The organism is uncultured Sunxiuqinia sp. (assembly GCF_947495665.1).
GTDB lineage: Bacteria > Bacteroidota > Bacteroidia > Bacteroidales > Prolixibacteraceae > Sunxiuqinia > Sunxiuqinia rutila.
Genome location: NZ_CANLZV010000006.1, coordinates 100,577 through 117,033, shown reverse-complemented (window position 1 = coordinate 117,033; position 16,457 = coordinate 100,577). Strand labels below are relative to the sequence as shown.

The window sequence follows — 16,457 nt, the reverse complement described above, 5'->3', positions numbered from 1 at the left end:
GTGTCGAAAATTAAACAACAAACGCAAATTAGCTTTTTTTACCAATGTAAAGAAACTATTAAGTCTATTCGGCACTATTTAGAATATCTTTAAATAGGAAGGAGAAAAAGATAAATTTGTCCGAAATTAAAAAGTAATTCTAAGAAACTGTAGGTCAGGAAAGGAGTACGATGAAAAATTTATTTTGCCCCATATCAGATGAACGAATCAATGAGCAGGTACCCCGGGTTACGGCTTTGCTGGTAATTCTGACTGTGATTGCTTCATTTGCGTTTCAGTTGCCTGTGTTGATGGCTCTTGTAGCCGGAGACTTTTTCATTCGGGCATTTACCAAGTTGAAATTCAGTCCGCTGAGTTGTTTGGCTTATTGGATGGTGAAATGGCTTAAAATTCCGGCAAAACCCATTGATAAAGCGCCAAAAGTATTTGCGGCACGAATGGGCTTTGTTATGACTGTGATGATTACAGCTTTACTTGGATTGAACTTTTCGCTGGCAGCAATGGTTGTTGCAGGCATTCTGCTCTTTTTTGCAAGCCTGGAATTTGCCTTTGCCTTTTGTGCGGGATGTACCATTTACACTTATTTGGTTTTACCGTTGTCTAAAAATTGAATATTCAACACCAACAAACAATAGTTTTTTCTCGAAAAAACCGGCACGAAGCCGGTTTTTTTGTGCCTAAAATCGTCGCATCAATTCCTGTGTGACTGTTTCTTTTCGTCGTCTGGATGGAGTGGGGACCCTTGGCTTGGGATGATTTATTAACCGGTCTGATTGCTGAGCGAGATGGCTGAAAAAATAAAAGCGCCTCCGTGTTTTAATCCGGAGACGCTTGATTTATTAGTTGTTTACTCGGTTCGCTACTGATTACAACTCTTTGATGCGAATATTTCTGAATTTCAGGTCTGAACCATGACCCAGGAAGCAGATACGGCCGGTATTGCGTTTCAGTCCAGGGTGGTTTTTCTTGTCGGCAGTTCCGTTTTTAGAGGCTTCTTTCATGTTTCCTTCCAGAATAACTTCACCATTCAAGGTGATTTTAATGTCATCTCCATTAACAATCACTTCCTGGTAGTTCCATTCTCCAACAGGGTTTAGAAATCCACGTTTAGCCGTGATGATTCCGTAAACTGAACCGTGGTATTGGTAAGGTTTCAGGTTGGCATAAATCGGAGCAGTATTGTCCAGAATTTGCAATTCTTTACCTACATATGCAACATCGCCTTCCAGCGGAGCATGAATTCCAAGTCCGTTGTTTGCACCCGGTGTCAATTGAAATTCAAAGCGGAAGATGAAGTTTGAATAGTCTTTTTCAGTGTACAGGTTGCCATGGCCACCCTCTGCCGGACGAACAACCAACAGGCCATCTTCAGCCAGGTAGTCTGTTTTATTGCCAACCCAGTTGTTCAGGTCTTTGCCGTTGAAAAGCGATACAAAACCTTCGGCTTTTTCAGCTTCTGTTATACCCGGAGTTTCAGCATTCAACTCACGAACATAAACGTTGCGGAAAGTCAGGTCATTACCGTGGGCCTGCAGTTCAATCGGACCTTCGCTGAAAATAGGTAAGCTGCGATCCCAGTAGTTCTCCATGGTTACATTGTCTACAACCAGAACACCATTCAGGTAAACAGTTACTTTATCACCTACCATTTTAATGCGGAAAGTATTCCAGTCTCCAACCGGGTTGTCGGCTACGACCAATGGGGTGCTGCGGTGCTTGGTGTTGTTGTAAAGTCCGCCTGAGCCTACCTGAGCGCCAACTTTTACCAATGAAGTATCCCAGATTTGAACTTGTGGGGTGCCACGCAGGTAAATACCGGAATCGCCCTCTTTGGTAATTCTCCAGTCAACGATCATTTCGAAATCGCCGTAGTTTTTAACTGTACACAGGTTGTCGCCTTTACCGTCAAAAACAATCATGTTGTCTTTTACCGACCAGTTTTCGTGCATGCGGGTGTTGGCTTTAACTTGTGCAGCAGCCAGCTCTTTCTCCGACATTTTGGCTCTTGCAATTGGGTTTTTCACCAATCCTTGCCAGCCGCTCAAATCTTTGCCGTTGAACAAAGAAACATAGCCGGTTTCTTGAGGCATCTTGTCCAAATACTCCTGAATGTCAATTTTGAAGTACTGGCTGTCGGCCCCTGAAATTTTAGCTTTAACCTTAGTCAGTGTTTCACGGACAAAGGTTCCGGTTAAACCGTTTTGTTCGCCTGGTGTTGGCAGCGCAATTTTCATGGCAGCTCTTGCGGCAGCTCCGCTTAGGGCCTCGTTATCGAGGTAGTTGGCAACAAAAACCAGCGACAAGAATGTTTTCACATTTCCGGCTGCGCGGATAACTTGTTGTTTTTCGGCGTCAGTGGTACACTTGGGCATTACTTTATCCAACCACAACAATTTTTGATCAGCCGGAATGTTGGCCTGGCTGGTTAATTTCAAAAAGGCAGCAAGTGCTTCTTGTTTGAAGGCTGCTTTTGAATTGTCGCTGAATACATTGAAAAGCGCTGGCAGAGCTGAAGCGTCAGACCAGTTGGTCAGTGCTTTGAAAGCTGCTTTTTGCTCGCTGCTATTGCCGTCTTTCAGCAAAGAAACTACACTGTTCAGTGCATTTTGGTCATTCAGGAAAGGCAAAACCGGAACCAGTTTTTCGGTCTGTTTCCCGGCTTTCATTTCATTCAAAACAAGCGAAACGGCAGGAGCATCTGTCGAGTTGTACAGGGTAATCAGTGCTTGTTGTACAGCGTTGATACCATTGGCCGAAGAGGTTTGTTGCAACAGGCTTAACAGGCTGTTTGTATTTTCGGCTTGAGCTACCCGAGCCAAGGCTTGGTAAGCGGCTTGGCTAACCTGGTTGTCCGAACTTTTGCAAAGCGCTTCAACCTGGTTGAAATAATTATGGGCACGACGAGCTGCCAGTACTTCGATCAGGACAACCTGCGCATCGGCACTTTGCTCATTCAGTTGAGCAGCCAGTTGGTTGCAGTCGTCCACTGACGTTGCTGTAAGCAAGGCTTTTTTAATAGCTGCCAATTCCGCTTTGTCGGTAGCTTGTTTCAGCTGACTCAATAGCGTAGGGATGGCTTCTGCTTGTTGGTTGATAGCCAATGCTAAGGCTGCTTCCTGGCGAACCGCTTGGTTGTCTGAAGCCAATGATGGCAAAATAACCTGGTTCAGGACGCTGGCTTCCGGACGGTGTGCCAGAACGTAAAGCAGCTCCGTTTGTTGCTCAGCTGATTGTTTTGGGAATAAGGCCACCCATTGGTTAACCTCAGCTTCGGTGATTCCTTGCTTGGCAAAAGTCAATACAGCCATGCGGTAGGCTTTGTCCTCATTTTTGAATTCTTTAGCCAACAGTTTGAAGGCAGCCTCCCCTTGATTGGCGCGCAATGTTTTTAAGGCAGCCGAGCGGTAATGCAATTGATCCTGCTCTTTGAATTTTTTGAGCGCAGTTGCAGCCAGCTTGTTGCTTAACTTGGTATGCCCATTCAATCTTAGGTTGCAGGCATATTGCAGGTACGAAAGCATGGTTTCAGTTTCATCCGGGGCAAACGATGCTTTTTTGGCTGCAGCGCTGAAGGTTTTGGCAGAAGCTTCACCTCCGATACGTGCCAGAGCAGCATACGTTTGTTTTAGCGGCTCGCCGCTGGCTGATTCGGCCAGACCGATCAAAAATGACTCGGCGGGTTGGTAGTTTAACACTCCCAGTGCTTTGATGAATTCAACTTGCTGCTCGCCACTTTGGTTTGGAGCTGCTTGAAGAATCAGGGCAGCCGCTTCGTCTGTACCAATGCTGGTAAGCGTTGAAATAGCTGGTGAAGCCAGTGTTTTATGATTCAGGTATTGGCTCACGGCATCAACCGTTGCTTCTTGTCCGCAGTAAGCCAGCTGGCGCATGAAGAAAGCTTTTACTTCGTTGTCATTGGCTTTTTCCAAGGCTTTGATCAGGTTTTCCTCAATTAGTTTGCTCTCGGCCGAACCTGCTTTTACCGGCAATTTGGCCAGACTGGTAATGGCGTAGCGAGCCTGGGTGTCATTTCCGGTTCCGGGAGGAATAATCATGTCGCAAAAGCTGGCAATCCCTTCCGAATTTAAAGCAATGATTTGTTGAGTTAACTTTGACGTTTCCTGGCTGTTTTCGGCGGGAAAGCGCGCCAGAATATCAGCGACCTTGGTTTCCAGCGTCCGCCTGTCCTGCGCAAAAGCCGGGATAAGCATCAAGCTTATCAATAAGGTTGTAAGTATATTTTTTAAGTGGTTCATTCCGTTTTAAATTTTCGTTTTAAATCCAAGTAATTTTGTGTTTCTGTTGATTTTGTTCGTTTACCGATTTCAAATCTGCCATTCACCACGCATGGGTTGGTTGATCAGTCGGTTGGCTTCATCATCGTTGATGAAAACCTGGTTTACCGGATCGAACTCCAGGGTTCTTCCCAGGCGAAGGGCAATCAGTCCCATATTAACAATGGTTGCTGAACGGTGTCCGTTTTCTTCGTTTAGTGCAAATTTTTGACGGGTGCGTACCGATTCGCTGAACGTGGTAATTTGAGGTTCTGGATCTGGCATGCTGTCGATCAGCGCTTTCAAATTTGGAATGTCGGATTTAAATCCATTGAAGATTTTTCCGTTGGGACCTTCAATGTAAGCGGCATTTTTATCTTTGTTTTCGCCGTCCAGGATAATCTGGCAGCCATCTTCGTAGGTGTAGGTAATTTTCCGCCAGGTACCAATGGCATCGTCGTGTTGTTGTGGGGCATCCACTTCAACTTTTACCGGGCTGGTGTTGTCTTTACCCAGGAAGTATTGAACCGGGTCGATGTAGTGTTGTCCCATGTCGCCCAGACCACCACCATCGTAATCCCAGTATCCACGGAATGTTTGATGTACGCGGTGTGCGTTGTAGGGTTTTTCCGGAGCAGGTCCTAACCACATGTCGTAATCCAACTCCTGAGGAACCGGTTGTGGTGCCAGGTTGGTTTTTCCTACCCAGTAGAATTTCCAGTTGAAACCGGTTACTCCGCTGATGGTTACTTTCAACGGCCAGCCCAATACACCGCTTTCCACTGCTTTCTTGATTGGTTTTACCGGTGTGCCCAATCCGTAGAAGTTGTCTTTGAAACGGAACCAGGTATTTAAGCGGAACATTTTTCCGGTAGCGTTGATGGCTTCCACCACGCGCTTTCCTTCTCCAATGGTACGGGTCATGGGCTTTTCGCACCAAACATCCTTACCGGCCTGAGCAGCCATCACCGACATGATACCGTGCCAGTGTGGAGGTGTTGCAATGTGCACAATGTCAATGTCAGGGCGTTGTAACACTTCCCGGAAGTCGTGGTAACCCTGTACTTCAGGTTTTACCATGTCGAGGGTTTGCTTGAGGTGATTTTTGTCTACATCGCAAACGGCCAGAAGACGCGTGCCTTCATAGGGGATGTGTCCTCTTCCCATTCCACCCACACCAATAATGGCTTTGGTCAATTGATCACTGGGAGCCAGGAAGCCTGGTCCACCCATAACGTGTCTTGGGATAATTGTTACGCCCGCGGCTGCGATCAACGATTTTTTCAGGAAATCGCGGCGGTTGTTCATTTTCTTGTTCATTGTATTAATGGATTTAGTAGTGATTCGATATTACATGAATTGGAACCACACAAAGAAAGACACCGGGGTATAATGCCAGGGGTAACAAATGGGGTAATGCCCGATAAAAAAAGGGAAGCAGGCGTTTTTTTATTTTTTAGCCGGAGCTTCTTGAAAGGACACGACAGGTCTTGGCGCTCCTGTTTTTTGGGGCGGACAAGTCGGTTTTTGCTGAAAAATTGGCCAATATGCCTGGCCGTTTGCTTTGCTCCGGAAGACCGGAAAACGACTTATTCGGTGTTGCTATTTTCAACAGTGAGGCTTTTGAAGTTGACCGGATAGTTCTCCTGGTACATTTCCTGGTACACTTTGATGAAGTGGTCGTAGACCGAATGCGCCAGGCTGAGTTTCCCCTGGTTGGTTAAAAGTTGCAATTTTTTGCGCAGGGCCGGTTCGTTTAGCGGGTCATTCAGGCTAACAACTTCTGCCAAGGCGTAGAGGGATGCCGAATCTTGCTTTTCATCAAGCGATTCGAACAGGCTAAGGCCCATTTCAATGATCCGGTCACTCATTTTACTGATGTACGGATCGAGCCAGGATTCGGACATGTCGGGTAAAAGGGTGCCGCGGCTCAGGATGTCCAGCAGTTCGGGGAGCGCTTCCTTGGCATTCGGACCATCTGGCTGGCTCTCCACCAAGCTAAGCTTGCTAAGAATATCGCAGTATTCGGAGTAGCAGGAGTCGCTGAGTTCAATTTGCCAAAGCCGGTCTTTAAATACCAGGTTGATACCCGGACAGGAGGCCAAGGCCGCTTTCAGGTTTTGTATGTTTGTGCCCCTTGTGTTTTTGGCTTTTTGTGTGCTCATGCCGGGCCATAAAATTCCGGACAGTTCGCTGGTTGAGATTCCACGGTGGCCGTTTACGCTATTCAGAAGCACCAGCACAAACAACTGTTTGATTTTAGGTGAAAACTTTTGGCTAACATCCACCCCTTCAGGATTGATGACTTTAAGCCCGCCCAAACAGTAGATTTGTTCGTGGTTAAGGGCTGGCTTGTTGTTCTTTTCTTCTTTTTTCGTCACTGCCGGTGCTGGCTTTGGTTTTCTTTTTCGGAAAGCCAGGAGGCCAGGAATCAGCACCAAAAGTGGAATGACCAGCCAGGCCCAGAATCCGGCTCGTTGTTCATCCAGGTTGACGGACTGTTGGTACTGCTGGCGAATTTCATCTTCATTCAGCTCGCGGCTCCAGATTTTGATCTCGTCCATGTAGCCGACAAAAAACTCTTCCCACAAATTGCTCCCAATCAGTAAGGTATAGTCCGATTCGGTGTACGGGGTGATCAAGCCGACCTGGTCGGTGAGTTCGCCATTGAGGTAAAAACGAATCTGGTTTTCATAGGCCGAGTGGACCACTGAGATAAAGGTCCATTCGTTGGTAGGCACCTCCGACGAAGTGGAAATGTAATCCTTAATTCCTTGCATGGTGTAGGTGAGCTTCCCGTTGTGAAGCTTCAGCACAAAATCACGCCCTTTACCCAGAATGCTGTTGTTGGCATTTAGCTGGGTGGGTTTAATCCAGGCTGTTATGCTGAAATTGGGGTGGAGGCTTTCTTTGCTCTGGATGCCGCCATCCAGGTAAGCCCTGCCCGGAAACCAGGCACAGTTTCCTCTTTTGCTGTCAGTGATGAATTCAACTTCGTTGTTGATGATTTCCTGCTCATTGTTACGCAGTAAGTTGAGCGGTTTCTTATCGAACACAAAATGGTCAGTCAACTCAAAGTCGGGGCTCAGGTTAACAGCTTTAAATTCTTTCAGGTAGCCTCTGTTGGCAGGCGAATCGTACATGATGTCGGGTGAAAAGCGGTAGCCAGCCTTGTGTGGAATAAATGGTTCCAGGCTGCCCGGCATCAGCGGGAAACAGAAATAGCCATTGCTTTGACGGTTGGGATAGGCTTTCCAGGAAACTTTTTCAAGCAGTTTGCCATTGGAGGAAACCATGCCCACAAATTGTCCGGTGGCATTGAGCGACTGCACCCATTGGGCAGAGGCTGTAAGGTTGTTGTAGTCGGGGAGGATGAAATTGGGGAGCTTTCCGGATTGGCTCCAAAGCGCCATCAGCCGCTCGGCCTTGTTTGCGGTGTTGCCCGGTTCTACCAAAAGCAGCTCGCTGAGGCTGAACAAGGAATGGCTGAATAAGCTGTCGTTCACCTGCTGGTCGAGCCTGACCCGGTCAAATTCCTGCGGTTTTATCAGCACCAAGGGTTTGCTTGCTTGGAAAATTGGTTCTTTTTCTGTGTTGGTGATCACCGGAATATGGGTTTGTTGACCCGTTAACCTGTTTAGTTTACGTTGACGTTCCGGGCTTTCCAAATCTTCGGCGAAAAAAGCCAGAGGAAGCGCCGTTTGCTTCAGCGTGTTAAGCTCCGAATCGCTCAATTCATTGAACTGAATCAGCAGGTGTGCTTGCAGTCGAATGGCTGTTCGTGTACTGTCCGGCATTTCGTGGTACCACACGGTTTGGGCTTGTGCAAAGCCACTTAGCAGGCATAGCAGTACAGCAAAGATTAGATCGTATTTATAATATTTAGGTGTCAAGAAAATATTCAATTGGTCATTCCTACAAATCTATAAAAAGCTGCTTGATCTTTGCCGAATGTGTCCAATTTAATTGTTCAAAAATGGGCAAAACCGTTTTGGAGAGCAAAAAAGGAAGGAAAGCCTGAATACAACCAGGGCGAAACGCGAAAAACCAGCGCGGAATGCAAAATACGAGGGCGGAACAGGAAAAACCGGAGCGGAATGCCAAAAACGAGGGCGGGACAGGAAAAAACCAAGGCGGAATGCCAAAAACCAGCGCGGAATGCGATTCAACCTGGTCGAATGCCATTTCGCCGCGGATTTTAGCGCTCCGCGCTGGTAGGATGCTGTTCGCTGCGGTTAAAGCTTGTTTGGCTGCGGTTTAGTGTATTCCGTGCCAGTTTTATCAGGAGTCAATCCAGTGCGTGCCTGTTTTTTTAGTTCTTCGACAGTTTTGCCGCTGTTCTTTCCACTTCCCTGAAAACACGGATCAGGTTTCCTCCCCAAATCTTTTGAATGTCCCGCTTGGAGTAGCCGCGTTTCAACAATTCATAGGTAATGTTTGGAAACTCACTGACATCGGCACAGTCGGCCAGGCCACCTCCTCCGTCAAAATCACTGCCTATTCCCACGTAGTCTGCACCCACCAGGTTCACCACATGGTCAATGTGGTCAACCAAATCGCTAACGGTCGGCAGCTGTTTGGGATAGTTTTTCTGCATGTCAACCCATTCCTGGTTTAGAGTCGCCCTCTCCGCTTTGTTCATGGCATGATACTCGGTGCGGTAAGTGTGCATGAGCTGGCTTTGGATGGCGTAGCGTTGGGTGGTGGTATCCGGCTCTTTCACGTAGTCGTCGAGCAGGCAGATTTGAATGACGCCACCTTCCTCCGCTAACTTTTTGATCATCTCATCGCTCATGTTTCGGTCGTGTTTGCAAATAGCCCGAACACTGCTGTGTGAGGCGATTACCGGTGCCTGGCTCATGTTCATCACATCAAAAAAAGAGGCATCCGACAGGTGAGAAACATCGACCATCATGCCCAGCCGGTTCATTTCATGAATGACCATGCGCCCGAAGTCGCTAACGCCGTTGTGCTCCGGCTCAGCAGCATCGCTGGACGAGTCGCAGATGTCGTTGTGAAACGAGTGGCACAGGGTGATGTAGCGAACCCCACGACTGTAAAATTCCTGCACCCGGTCGAGCTTTTGGGCCAAGGGAAAGCCATTCTCCAGACCAATGAAGATGGCACGTTTGCCGGTTTGGGCTATTTGTCCCGCGTGACTGGCTGTGGAGGCCAGCATGGCCTGGTCGGCATGCCGGATGACAGCAGCATGGATCGAATCCAGCATTTGGTGGGCCAGCTGGTAGCTTTGCCTGTAATTGTCAGCCGTCCGAGGTCTTTGGTCGGTATACACGGCAAAAAACAGAACATCCAGTCCGCCTGCTTTCATGCGGGGCAGATCTACCCGGCTTTCCGGACTTTCATGTTGTTCTCCCAGGTTGAAGCCCGGCTTGAGCATTTCCATGGGCGTGTCGCAATGGGTGTCTATGGTTAACACACGTTCGTGAATGCGCAGGGCTTTTTTCCACAGGCGTTGGTCTTTTTCTGTTGCTTTTCCTGGCAACCAAAGAAGGATGCAGAGTGCGGCTAGTAGAAGGTGCTTCATGGGATTCCTGTTTTTTAGCTTATCATGCCATCCGGATGTTTCAGCCAGTTATTCTGTTGTTGAAACCGAACCGGGTTGCCCGTCACATCAATGGCAAATGCTTTCAGGTCTTGTCCGGAGAAATTGCCGGAGGTCATGACCAGCAGATTTTGATGCTCCCAGTCTTTTTCGCGTAATTGCTGGAACAAGGCTTCCGGATCGGTAAATACCTGCAAGCCTTCGGAAGCAAAAGCACTGGCCACCTCTTCTTCCGAAATAGGAGCTAGCCGCTTGTGCGCAATGGTTTTGGGGTTGAAGAAAACATAGGCTTCATCGGCTTCGTCCATGCAGCCCTGGTATTGGGGCAGAAATTCTTTTTTGAGCGAGCTGTAAGTATGTAATTCCATGACGGCAACCAGTTTTCGGTTGCTGAACTGTTTTTTTACCGCTGCCGTGGTGGCTTTCAACTTCGAGGGCGAATGGGCAAAGTCGTAAAATACCGTGCAGTTGTTGGTTTCGGCAAGCGTTTCAAGCCGGCGGGCTGCTCCTTTAAACGAGGTCATCGCCCGGTAAAATTGCTCATCAGTCAGCCCCAGTTGATCGCAAATGTGTTTAGCGCCGGCAATGTTTTGCAGGTTATGGTCGCCAAACACCTGCAAGCGGATACGTCGGTCGCCATAATTCAGGTAGGTCACGCCATCTTCAACAGTCGATTTATGTTCGCGGTAGCCAATGGCAGTTACATCCTGCCGCACTTGCCGGGCAATTTGTTGCAGGTTTTCGTCGCCTTCAAAATAAATGAGCGAACCATTTTCTTCGACCTGGCTGGCGAAAATGCGAAACTGCTCCACGTAATTGTCAAAGGTCGGAAACACGTTGATGTGATCCCAGGCAATGCCACTGAGCAAGGCAATGTGTGGATGGTATAAATGAAACTTGGGGCGGCGGTCGATGGGGGACGATAAGTATTCGTCGCCTTCAAACACGGCAATTTTGGTTTCTTTTTTCAGCGAAACCATGGTTTCAAAACCATCCAGTTTGGCACCAACCATATAGTCGAAATCAATCTGGTTGCTTTTCAGCACATGCATAACCATGGAGGTGATGCTTGTTTTTCCATGCGAGCCGCCAATCACCACGCGGGTTTTATCTTTGGTTTGTTCGTACAGGTATTCGGGGTACGAATAGATTTTTAGTCCGAGTTCCTGCGCTCTTTTCAGCTCCGGATTATCGGGATGGGCGTGCATGCCCAGAATAATGGCGTCAATTTGATCGGTGATCAGCTCCGGTTGCCAGCCTTGTTGCTGAGGAAGCAAGCCGTAGCTGTCGAGCCGGCTGCGCGATGGTTCAAAAATTTCATCATCGCTTCCGGTAATTTGGTATCCTTTTTTGTGAAGGGCAATGGCCAGGTTGTGCATGGCGCTTCCGCCAATGGCTATAAAATGGATGTGCATGAAGTCTGTGTTAAGCATTGAGCGTTAAAAATAGCGAAAGTACGTCAAGTATTCCTTTTCAGAAAAGAAAATCTTGTGATTTCGGGGTTCGGCCGATTTCGTGTATTTTTGAAATTCTGAAAGAAAGATTGATGCACGTGAAAACTCCCAGGCAACTGAAACAATTATTTGGAAAACGCTGGCTGCTCCTTTGGCTGGCGGTGCTTACGTTTTTACTGACCGAGTTGTTGGCCGCGTTTCCTGCTGTTTCCGAGTGGGTTTATGCGCGTGGAATTTATCCGCACCTTGCTACACTTTTGTCGGGCTTCAGTCGCTGGTTCCCTTTTTCGCTGGATGACCTCTTGTATGTTTCGCTGATTTTGTTGGGGTTGGTTAGTCTGATAAGCCTGATCCTTCGACGCATCAACTGGCGTGGCTTCCTCCGGTTTTGGGTGAACACATTGGCTCTCTTCTACATCTTGTTTTATTGGTTGTGGGGCTTTAACTATTACCGGCAAGGCTTGAATGAGCGTCTGGAAATAGCCGAAAGCCAGGCAGACACTGAGGCTTTTGTGGAGGTTTTGGAGGCATTGATTATTAAAACCAATCGCACCTATTTACCGGTTGATTCCATTGATTTCGATTGGGTTGATGAACGGGTGGAGAACTCGTACGGGCAATTGGCGCCTTTCCTTGGGATTTCATACCCGGCCGGTGTGCGGCGGGCCAAAGCGATTACCTTTAGCGGCTTTTTTGCCAAAGCGGGCATTTCGGGTTATTATGGGCCGTTTTTTAATGAAGTGCAGGTTAACAGGCACTTGCTGCCGGTGGAGTACCCCCTGGTGTTGGCTCATGAAAAGGCGCATCAGCTGGGCATAACGAGCGAGGCGGAGGCGAACTTTTACGCTTGGCTGGTCTGCTCCCAGAGTCCGGACCAGGTGTTGCAATACAGCGCCAACCTGTATGTGTTGCGTTACTTTTTATACCAGGCGTACCAGCTGGAAGCTTATGCCGGGTTGGTGAAAAAGATTGATGAACCGGTGAAAGCGGATTTTCGGCGTATCCGGCAGCATTGGCTGAGTTGGCGCAACGAGAAGATTGACCAATACGCTTCGAAAGTGAATGATGCCTATTTGAAAACCAATAAAGTAGAAAAGGGTATTGAGGACTATACCGGTGTTGTGAAGTTTGTGATGGACTTTTCAACCGATTCGCTGGCAACCCAACGGGTGAGCCAGTTGTTAAAACCATACAAAGATTAAAAGAAATGAATGAATTGATCCCCATACATGCCGGTCACTTTTCGTGTGATGGCGGCGCTCTGTTTAGTGTGATTCCAAAACCGTTGTGGTCGCGGGTTTATCCGGCCGATGAAAATAATGTAACCCGGCTGACCATGCGCTGTTTGTTGGTTAAGCAAGGCGATCGGAACATTTTAATAGAAGCTGGCGTAGGCAATCATTATCCCGAAAAAGTCAGGCAGAATAATGGTCATGAGGAAACCGATGCGCTTGCTCAGTCGCTTCAACAACAAGGGCTGTCAACGGATGACATTACGGATGTGGTGTTTACACACCTGCATTGGGATCATTGTAACGGGGCTGTTTTAAAGGAAGGTGGCCGGTTGCAGCTGGTGTTTCCCAATGCCACGCACTGGTGCAGCCAACGCCAGTGGGAGCATGTGCCCCAAGCCAGTATTCGGGAGCAGGCCGCTTTTTATCCCGAGATTTTGAATTTTCTGAAAAACGAAGGGAACCTGCAGTTGGTGGAGCAGGAAGGGGAGCTTTTTCCCGGATTCAGTGTGCGCTTGTTTGATGGACACACCCCCGGACAGCTAATTCCTTTGGTGGAATCGGATGGTAAAACCTATGTTTACACGGCTGATCTCATTCCAACAAATGCGCATATTCCTATCGTGTGGCTGGCTTCTTACGATTTGTATCCGGTTACGGCGATGGAAGAAAAAGCGTCTTTTTTGAAAGAGGTGGCTGAGAAAAACTACATCCTGTTTTTTGAGCATGACTATTATACCGAATGTGCCACGGTGGAATGGACCGCTAAGGGGCCTAAGCTGAAAGAGAGCTTCCCTTTCCGGATTTGATCCAACTTAGTTGATGGATTGTGTTGATCTGCTGACGATAAGAGTTTCTGGTATTTGTGTTGTGAAGCAGCTCTTAAAGGATGGAATTCTGAAACTTAGGATTTTTTCCTATTTTTGAAGCCTGAAAATCCGTTAAAAATAAAGAGGAAAATTAACGAAAGTGGATTGCCGGAGCATCACTTTCAAGTTTATGAATTTTTAGTTGTTTCATGCCCGAGCCGATCAAGTACATAAAAACAAAGACATTTGTTCTCAATACAATAGACTGGTTTTATCCACTCTTTCGTCCTATTCTTGATTTGCAAACCTTTCGCTATCTGGCGGTGGGAGGATCAAATACGCTGCTGGACATTTTCCTGTACTTTATCTCCTACAACTTCATTATCGACAAGCAGGTGATTTATTTGTCTTCGCAGGTGGCTATCAGCCCGCATATCGCGGCTTTTATCATTGCGTTTCTGGTCACCTTCCCGCTGGGATTTATGCTGATGCGTGGCTTGGTCTTTCCGGAATCGGTCCTTCGGGGGCGTGTTCAGCTAGTCCGTTATTTTTCGGTGGCTATGCTGAATATTGTGCTGAACTATGTGCTGTTGCGGGTTTTAGTTGAGCAATTTCACTTCTTTCCAACGCCTTCAAAGATTATTACTACTGGCATCGTGATTATTGTCAGTTACCTGCTGCAGCGTTTTTTTACTTTTAAGTCCTAACGGGAAAGCAACTCCCTACCGTCACATTTTTTGCTACTGGCTCAGCTTGGTTTAATCTTGCACCCAACTTGTTCCATTAACTCAAATACCCTTGTTTGTTGAACCAGTTGAGGGCATCGTGGATGGCCTGCTCGATGGGCGTTTGCGGTAGTTGCAGTTCGCGCACTGCTTTGGCGGGCGAGTAATAATTGTCAGCCTGGAGTAAAGGAGCATTGATGGAATTGAGTTTGGCGGGTTTGCCGGTTAGGTTTTCATAGCAGGAACCGGCAGTTCCGGCTAATGACAGCAGTGGCTTGGGGATTTTGATGAGTCGTTTGGGGTAGGTTGAAACAGCCTGCATCTTTTTGAAAAACGCTTCATAGCTTAAATTTTCATGGGCTAACAGGTAGCAAGCGCCGGGTTGTCCTCGTTCGATGGCACTAACAATGCCGGTTGCGACATCGTCAACATGAACGAAATTCTTTCCTCCGGAAGGGCAGGGCATCTGTCTTTTGCCATAGGCCATCAGTAGCAACTGGCCTGAGCTTGGCTTAGCATCGTATTTCCCCAGCATAAAGGTGGGGTTGACCACCGTCACCGGAAAGCCATGTTTCTGATGAAAGTTTAGGGCCAGTTGCTGAGCTTCAAACTTGCTGCGCATATAGCCCGATTGGTATTGCAGGGGGGTGAATGGAGTAGATTCGTTGCCCGGATTGCTTTTGGAGCCCGGACCAAAAGCGTTGGCTGAGCCAACCAGGATGAAGCGTTCTACGCCAGCCAGCCGACTTTCTTTCAGCATCCGTTTCACGCCGTCTACATTCGCTGCTTTGTAGTGCTCGTAGGCGGATGGCCATTGCGAAGTGTTGGCTGCTGCATGAATTACAGCTTGACAGCCAGTCAGTGCTTGCCTTACGTGTGCAGCATTTGTAAAATCCCCTTTAAACCATTCCGGACAGACTCCCTCCAGCGAGCGAAGGTTGCTAGTTTCACGAACCATGGCTTTAACCTTGTAGCCGGCTTGCAGCAGCTTTCTGGTCAGGTTGCTTCCAAGCAGGCTGTTTGCTCCGGTTACGAGTACCTTCATAATTACGGGTTTTTCGGTTTTCGCGTTTAAAGATTTGGGTGCCGACAAAGATTCGGAAATTGACGGGTACCAAACGAATGAAAAAGGCATTGATTCGGTTCATCAGGCCCGGGATAATGACTGACTTGCCGCGAAGCATTTTTTTAAGGGCAATTTGTGCTACCTGTTCCGGTGTCATAATGGAAAGTTTGACATAGGAGCTTTGAGCATCAATGCGTTTGCAAACATCTGAGTTGGTCATGATGGGGCCTGGATTTAACACGCTTACCCGGACATTCGTGTCTTGGAGTTCGGCTTCCAGTCCGCGGGAGAAATGGTGGATAAAAGCCTTGCTGGCTGGGTAAATTGTTTTGTATGGAACCGGAGAGAAGGCAGCCAGACTTGAAACGTTTAAAATGTGCGCTGGCGTTTGTTGCTTCAAGCTGGGCAATAGCAAACGGGTGAGGAGGGTCATTGCCCGGATATTGAGTTGAATCATATCGTCGAGGTAGGTCGTTGTGGAATCAATAAAATGCTGAGTGCCTCCAATTCCTGCATTGTTGATCAGAATATTGATTGAAAAGTTACTGGTGGCCCATTGGGCGAATTCTTCCACGGCTACCCGATTGGTGAGGTCTGTTTCTTTGTAAAAAACCTTTATTCCGTGGTTTTGCCTGAGTTGCCTGGTTAAGTCCTCCAGATTCTCATTTGGCAAGGCGCTTAAGACCAGGTTCATCTTTCGATGAGCGCATTCCAGGGCAAAGGCTTTTCCAAGGCCTGTGCTTGCTCCTGTAATTAAGGTATATTGTGAGTTGGGATCTTTCATGTTTATGTCCTCTTTGCAATTTTTATTTTTGTTGAAGCTCGTTCATTTTGTTTGTGAACCGGAAGAAGAATGCAGGCTGTTTAAAATTTTGCACCGAGGCTTCTTCTTTCCAGGAACCCGGGAGTTTTTGAGATCAACCAGTTCGTATTTTTTCTACAGCTCACAGGGGAGGCTGCAAAAATCACACTAAAGGCACTCAAAGCAGAACTTTCGTTCGTTTGAGGGGCTTAATCAATTGAACGCAAAATTGTTTATTAAATTATGGTCTGGTGCTAGCGGGGAGTGTGGTTGCTGTTTTCTTGAGTCAGGTATTCTACGAATGTGGACAAAGCTACACGCTTTAACGCCCAATGGCTGAAATTATAAGCTTACTTGCCCTGTTTGCATAAATTCCTGCTTGTTTGCAGCGAAATGAGTTAATTAAGGAATAGAATAGGCGTTGGTTATCGCCTTTGCAATTCTGGAAAGCGTGTGAATCCAGACTGGCATTATCGTGTGTTTTTTGGTCTGTTCAAAATGCCTTGTTATTTATACCCATTAAAAATAAGGG

The 16,457-nt window shown here is 47.4% G+C and carries 12 protein-coding genes; 4 read left to right on the top strand and 8 right to left on the bottom strand.

The window, feature by feature from the left end:
* Nucleotides 1-170 precede the first annotated feature (170 nt).
* The gene (locus Q1A18_RS09475) at nt 171-611 is read left to right on the top strand and encodes a DUF4395 domain-containing protein (protein ID WP_299578880.1); all 441 of its coding nucleotides are present in this window, start codon (nt 171-173) and stop codon (nt 609-611) included.
* A gap of 255 nt (nt 612-866) precedes the next feature.
* Here Q1A18_RS09475 and Q1A18_RS09470 read toward each other — a convergent pair whose 3' ends face one another.
* From Q1A18_RS09470 to Q1A18_RS09445, 6 genes are all read right to left on the bottom strand, one after another.
* Nucleotides 867-4,256, bottom strand: a complete 3,390-nt coding sequence (locus Q1A18_RS09470; protein WP_299578878.1) for a DUF1080 domain-containing protein — start codon at nt 4,254-4,256, stop codon at nt 867-869.
* A 69-nt stretch (nt 4,257-4,325) separates the two neighbouring features.
* Nucleotides 4,326-5,594: a Gfo/Idh/MocA family oxidoreductase gene (locus Q1A18_RS09465; protein ID WP_299578875.1), complete on the bottom strand. Its 1,269-nt coding sequence runs from the start codon at nt 5,592-5,594 to the stop codon at nt 4,326-4,328.
* 269 nt (nt 5,595-5,863) lie between these two features.
* Nucleotides 5,864-8,167 (bottom strand): LamG-like jellyroll fold domain-containing protein, encoded by a 2,304-nt coding sequence (locus tag Q1A18_RS09460; RefSeq protein WP_299578873.1) that lies wholly within the window; start codon nt 8,165-8,167, stop codon nt 5,864-5,866.
* A 22-nt stretch (nt 8,168-8,189) separates the two neighbouring features.
* Nucleotides 8,190-8,459: a hypothetical protein gene (locus Q1A18_RS09455; RefSeq protein WP_299578871.1), complete on the bottom strand. Its 270-nt coding sequence runs from the start codon at nt 8,457-8,459 to the stop codon at nt 8,190-8,192.
* Nucleotides 8,460-8,586: 127 nt separating this feature from the next.
* On the bottom strand, nt 8,587-9,819 hold the full coding sequence (locus Q1A18_RS09450; protein ID WP_299578869.1) for a dipeptidase: 1,233 nt from the start codon (nt 9,817-9,819) through the stop codon (nt 8,587-8,589).
* 14 nt (nt 9,820-9,833) lie between these two features.
* Nucleotides 9,834-11,252, bottom strand: coding sequence for a Mur ligase family protein (locus tag Q1A18_RS09445; RefSeq protein ID WP_299578867.1), 1,419 nt, complete (start codon nt 11,250-11,252; stop codon nt 9,834-9,836).
* 131 nt (nt 11,253-11,383) lie between these two features.
* Between Q1A18_RS09445 and Q1A18_RS09440 the strand changes: the two genes are divergently transcribed.
* The 3 genes from Q1A18_RS09440 (at nt 11,384) to Q1A18_RS09430 (ending at nt 14,039) form a co-directional block, all read left to right on the top strand.
* Nucleotides 11,384-12,493, top strand: a complete 1,110-nt coding sequence (locus tag Q1A18_RS09440) for a DUF3810 domain-containing protein (protein ID WP_299578865.1) — start codon at nt 11,384-11,386, stop codon at nt 12,491-12,493.
* 5 nt (nt 12,494-12,498) lie between these two features.
* Nucleotides 12,499-13,332 (top strand): MBL fold metallo-hydrolase, encoded by an 834-nt coding sequence (locus tag Q1A18_RS09435; RefSeq protein WP_299578863.1) that lies wholly within the window; start codon nt 12,499-12,501, stop codon nt 13,330-13,332.
* Between the two features lie 209 nt (nt 13,333-13,541).
* Nucleotides 13,542-14,039 (top strand): GtrA family protein, encoded by a 498-nt coding sequence (locus Q1A18_RS09430; protein ID WP_299578861.1) that lies wholly within the window; start codon nt 13,542-13,544, stop codon nt 14,037-14,039.
* A gap of 76 nt (nt 14,040-14,115) precedes the next feature.
* On the opposite strand, the gene Q1A18_RS09425 is transcribed toward Q1A18_RS09430, so the two are convergent.
* Nucleotides 14,116-15,102 (bottom strand): NAD-dependent epimerase/dehydratase family protein, encoded by a 987-nt coding sequence (locus tag Q1A18_RS09425; protein ID WP_299578859.1) that lies wholly within the window; start codon nt 15,100-15,102, stop codon nt 14,116-14,118.
* On the bottom strand, nt 15,020-15,907 hold the full coding sequence (locus tag Q1A18_RS09420) for an SDR family oxidoreductase (RefSeq protein WP_299578857.1): 888 nt from the start codon (nt 15,905-15,907) through the stop codon (nt 15,020-15,022). The genes Q1A18_RS09425 and Q1A18_RS09420 overlap by 83 nt, the downstream gene beginning before the upstream one ends.
* Nucleotides 15,908-16,457: the final 550 nt, after the last annotated feature.

Bases quoted from the DNA above. Each gene is read 5' to 3' on its own strand.
- Q1A18_RS09475 (WP_299578880.1), top strand. From the start codon at position 171: ATGAAAAATTTATTTTGCCCCATATCAGATGAACGAATCAATGAGCAG.
- Q1A18_RS09470 (WP_299578878.1), bottom strand. From the start codon at position 4,256: ATGAACCACTTAAAAAATATACTTACAACCTTATTGATAAGCTTGATG.
- Q1A18_RS09465 (WP_299578875.1), bottom strand. From the start codon at position 5,594: ATGAACAAGAAAATGAACAACCGCCGCGATTTCCTGAAAAAATCGTTG.
- Q1A18_RS09455 (WP_299578871.1), bottom strand. From the start codon at position 8,459: ATGGCATTCGACCAGGTTGAATCGCATTCCGCGCTGGTTTTTGGCATT.
- Q1A18_RS09450 (WP_299578869.1), bottom strand. From the start codon at position 9,819: ATGAAGCACCTTCTACTAGCCGCACTCTGCATCCTTCTTTGGTTGCCA.
- Q1A18_RS09445 (WP_299578867.1), bottom strand. From the start codon at position 11,252: ATGCACATCCATTTTATAGCCATTGGCGGAAGCGCCATGCACAACCTG.
- Q1A18_RS09440 (WP_299578865.1), top strand. From the start codon at position 11,384: ATGCACGTGAAAACTCCCAGGCAACTGAAACAATTATTTGGAAAACGC.
- Q1A18_RS09435 (WP_299578863.1), top strand. From the start codon at position 12,499: ATGAATGAATTGATCCCCATACATGCCGGTCACTTTTCGTGTGATGGC.
- Q1A18_RS09430 (WP_299578861.1), top strand. From the start codon at position 13,542: ATGCCCGAGCCGATCAAGTACATAAAAACAAAGACATTTGTTCTCAAT.
- Q1A18_RS09425 (WP_299578859.1), bottom strand. From the start codon at position 15,102: ATGAAGGTACTCGTAACCGGAGCAAACAGCCTGCTTGGAAGCAACCTG.
- Q1A18_RS09420 (WP_299578857.1), bottom strand. From the start codon at position 15,907: ATGAAAGATCCCAACTCACAATATACCTTAATTACAGGAGCAAGCACA.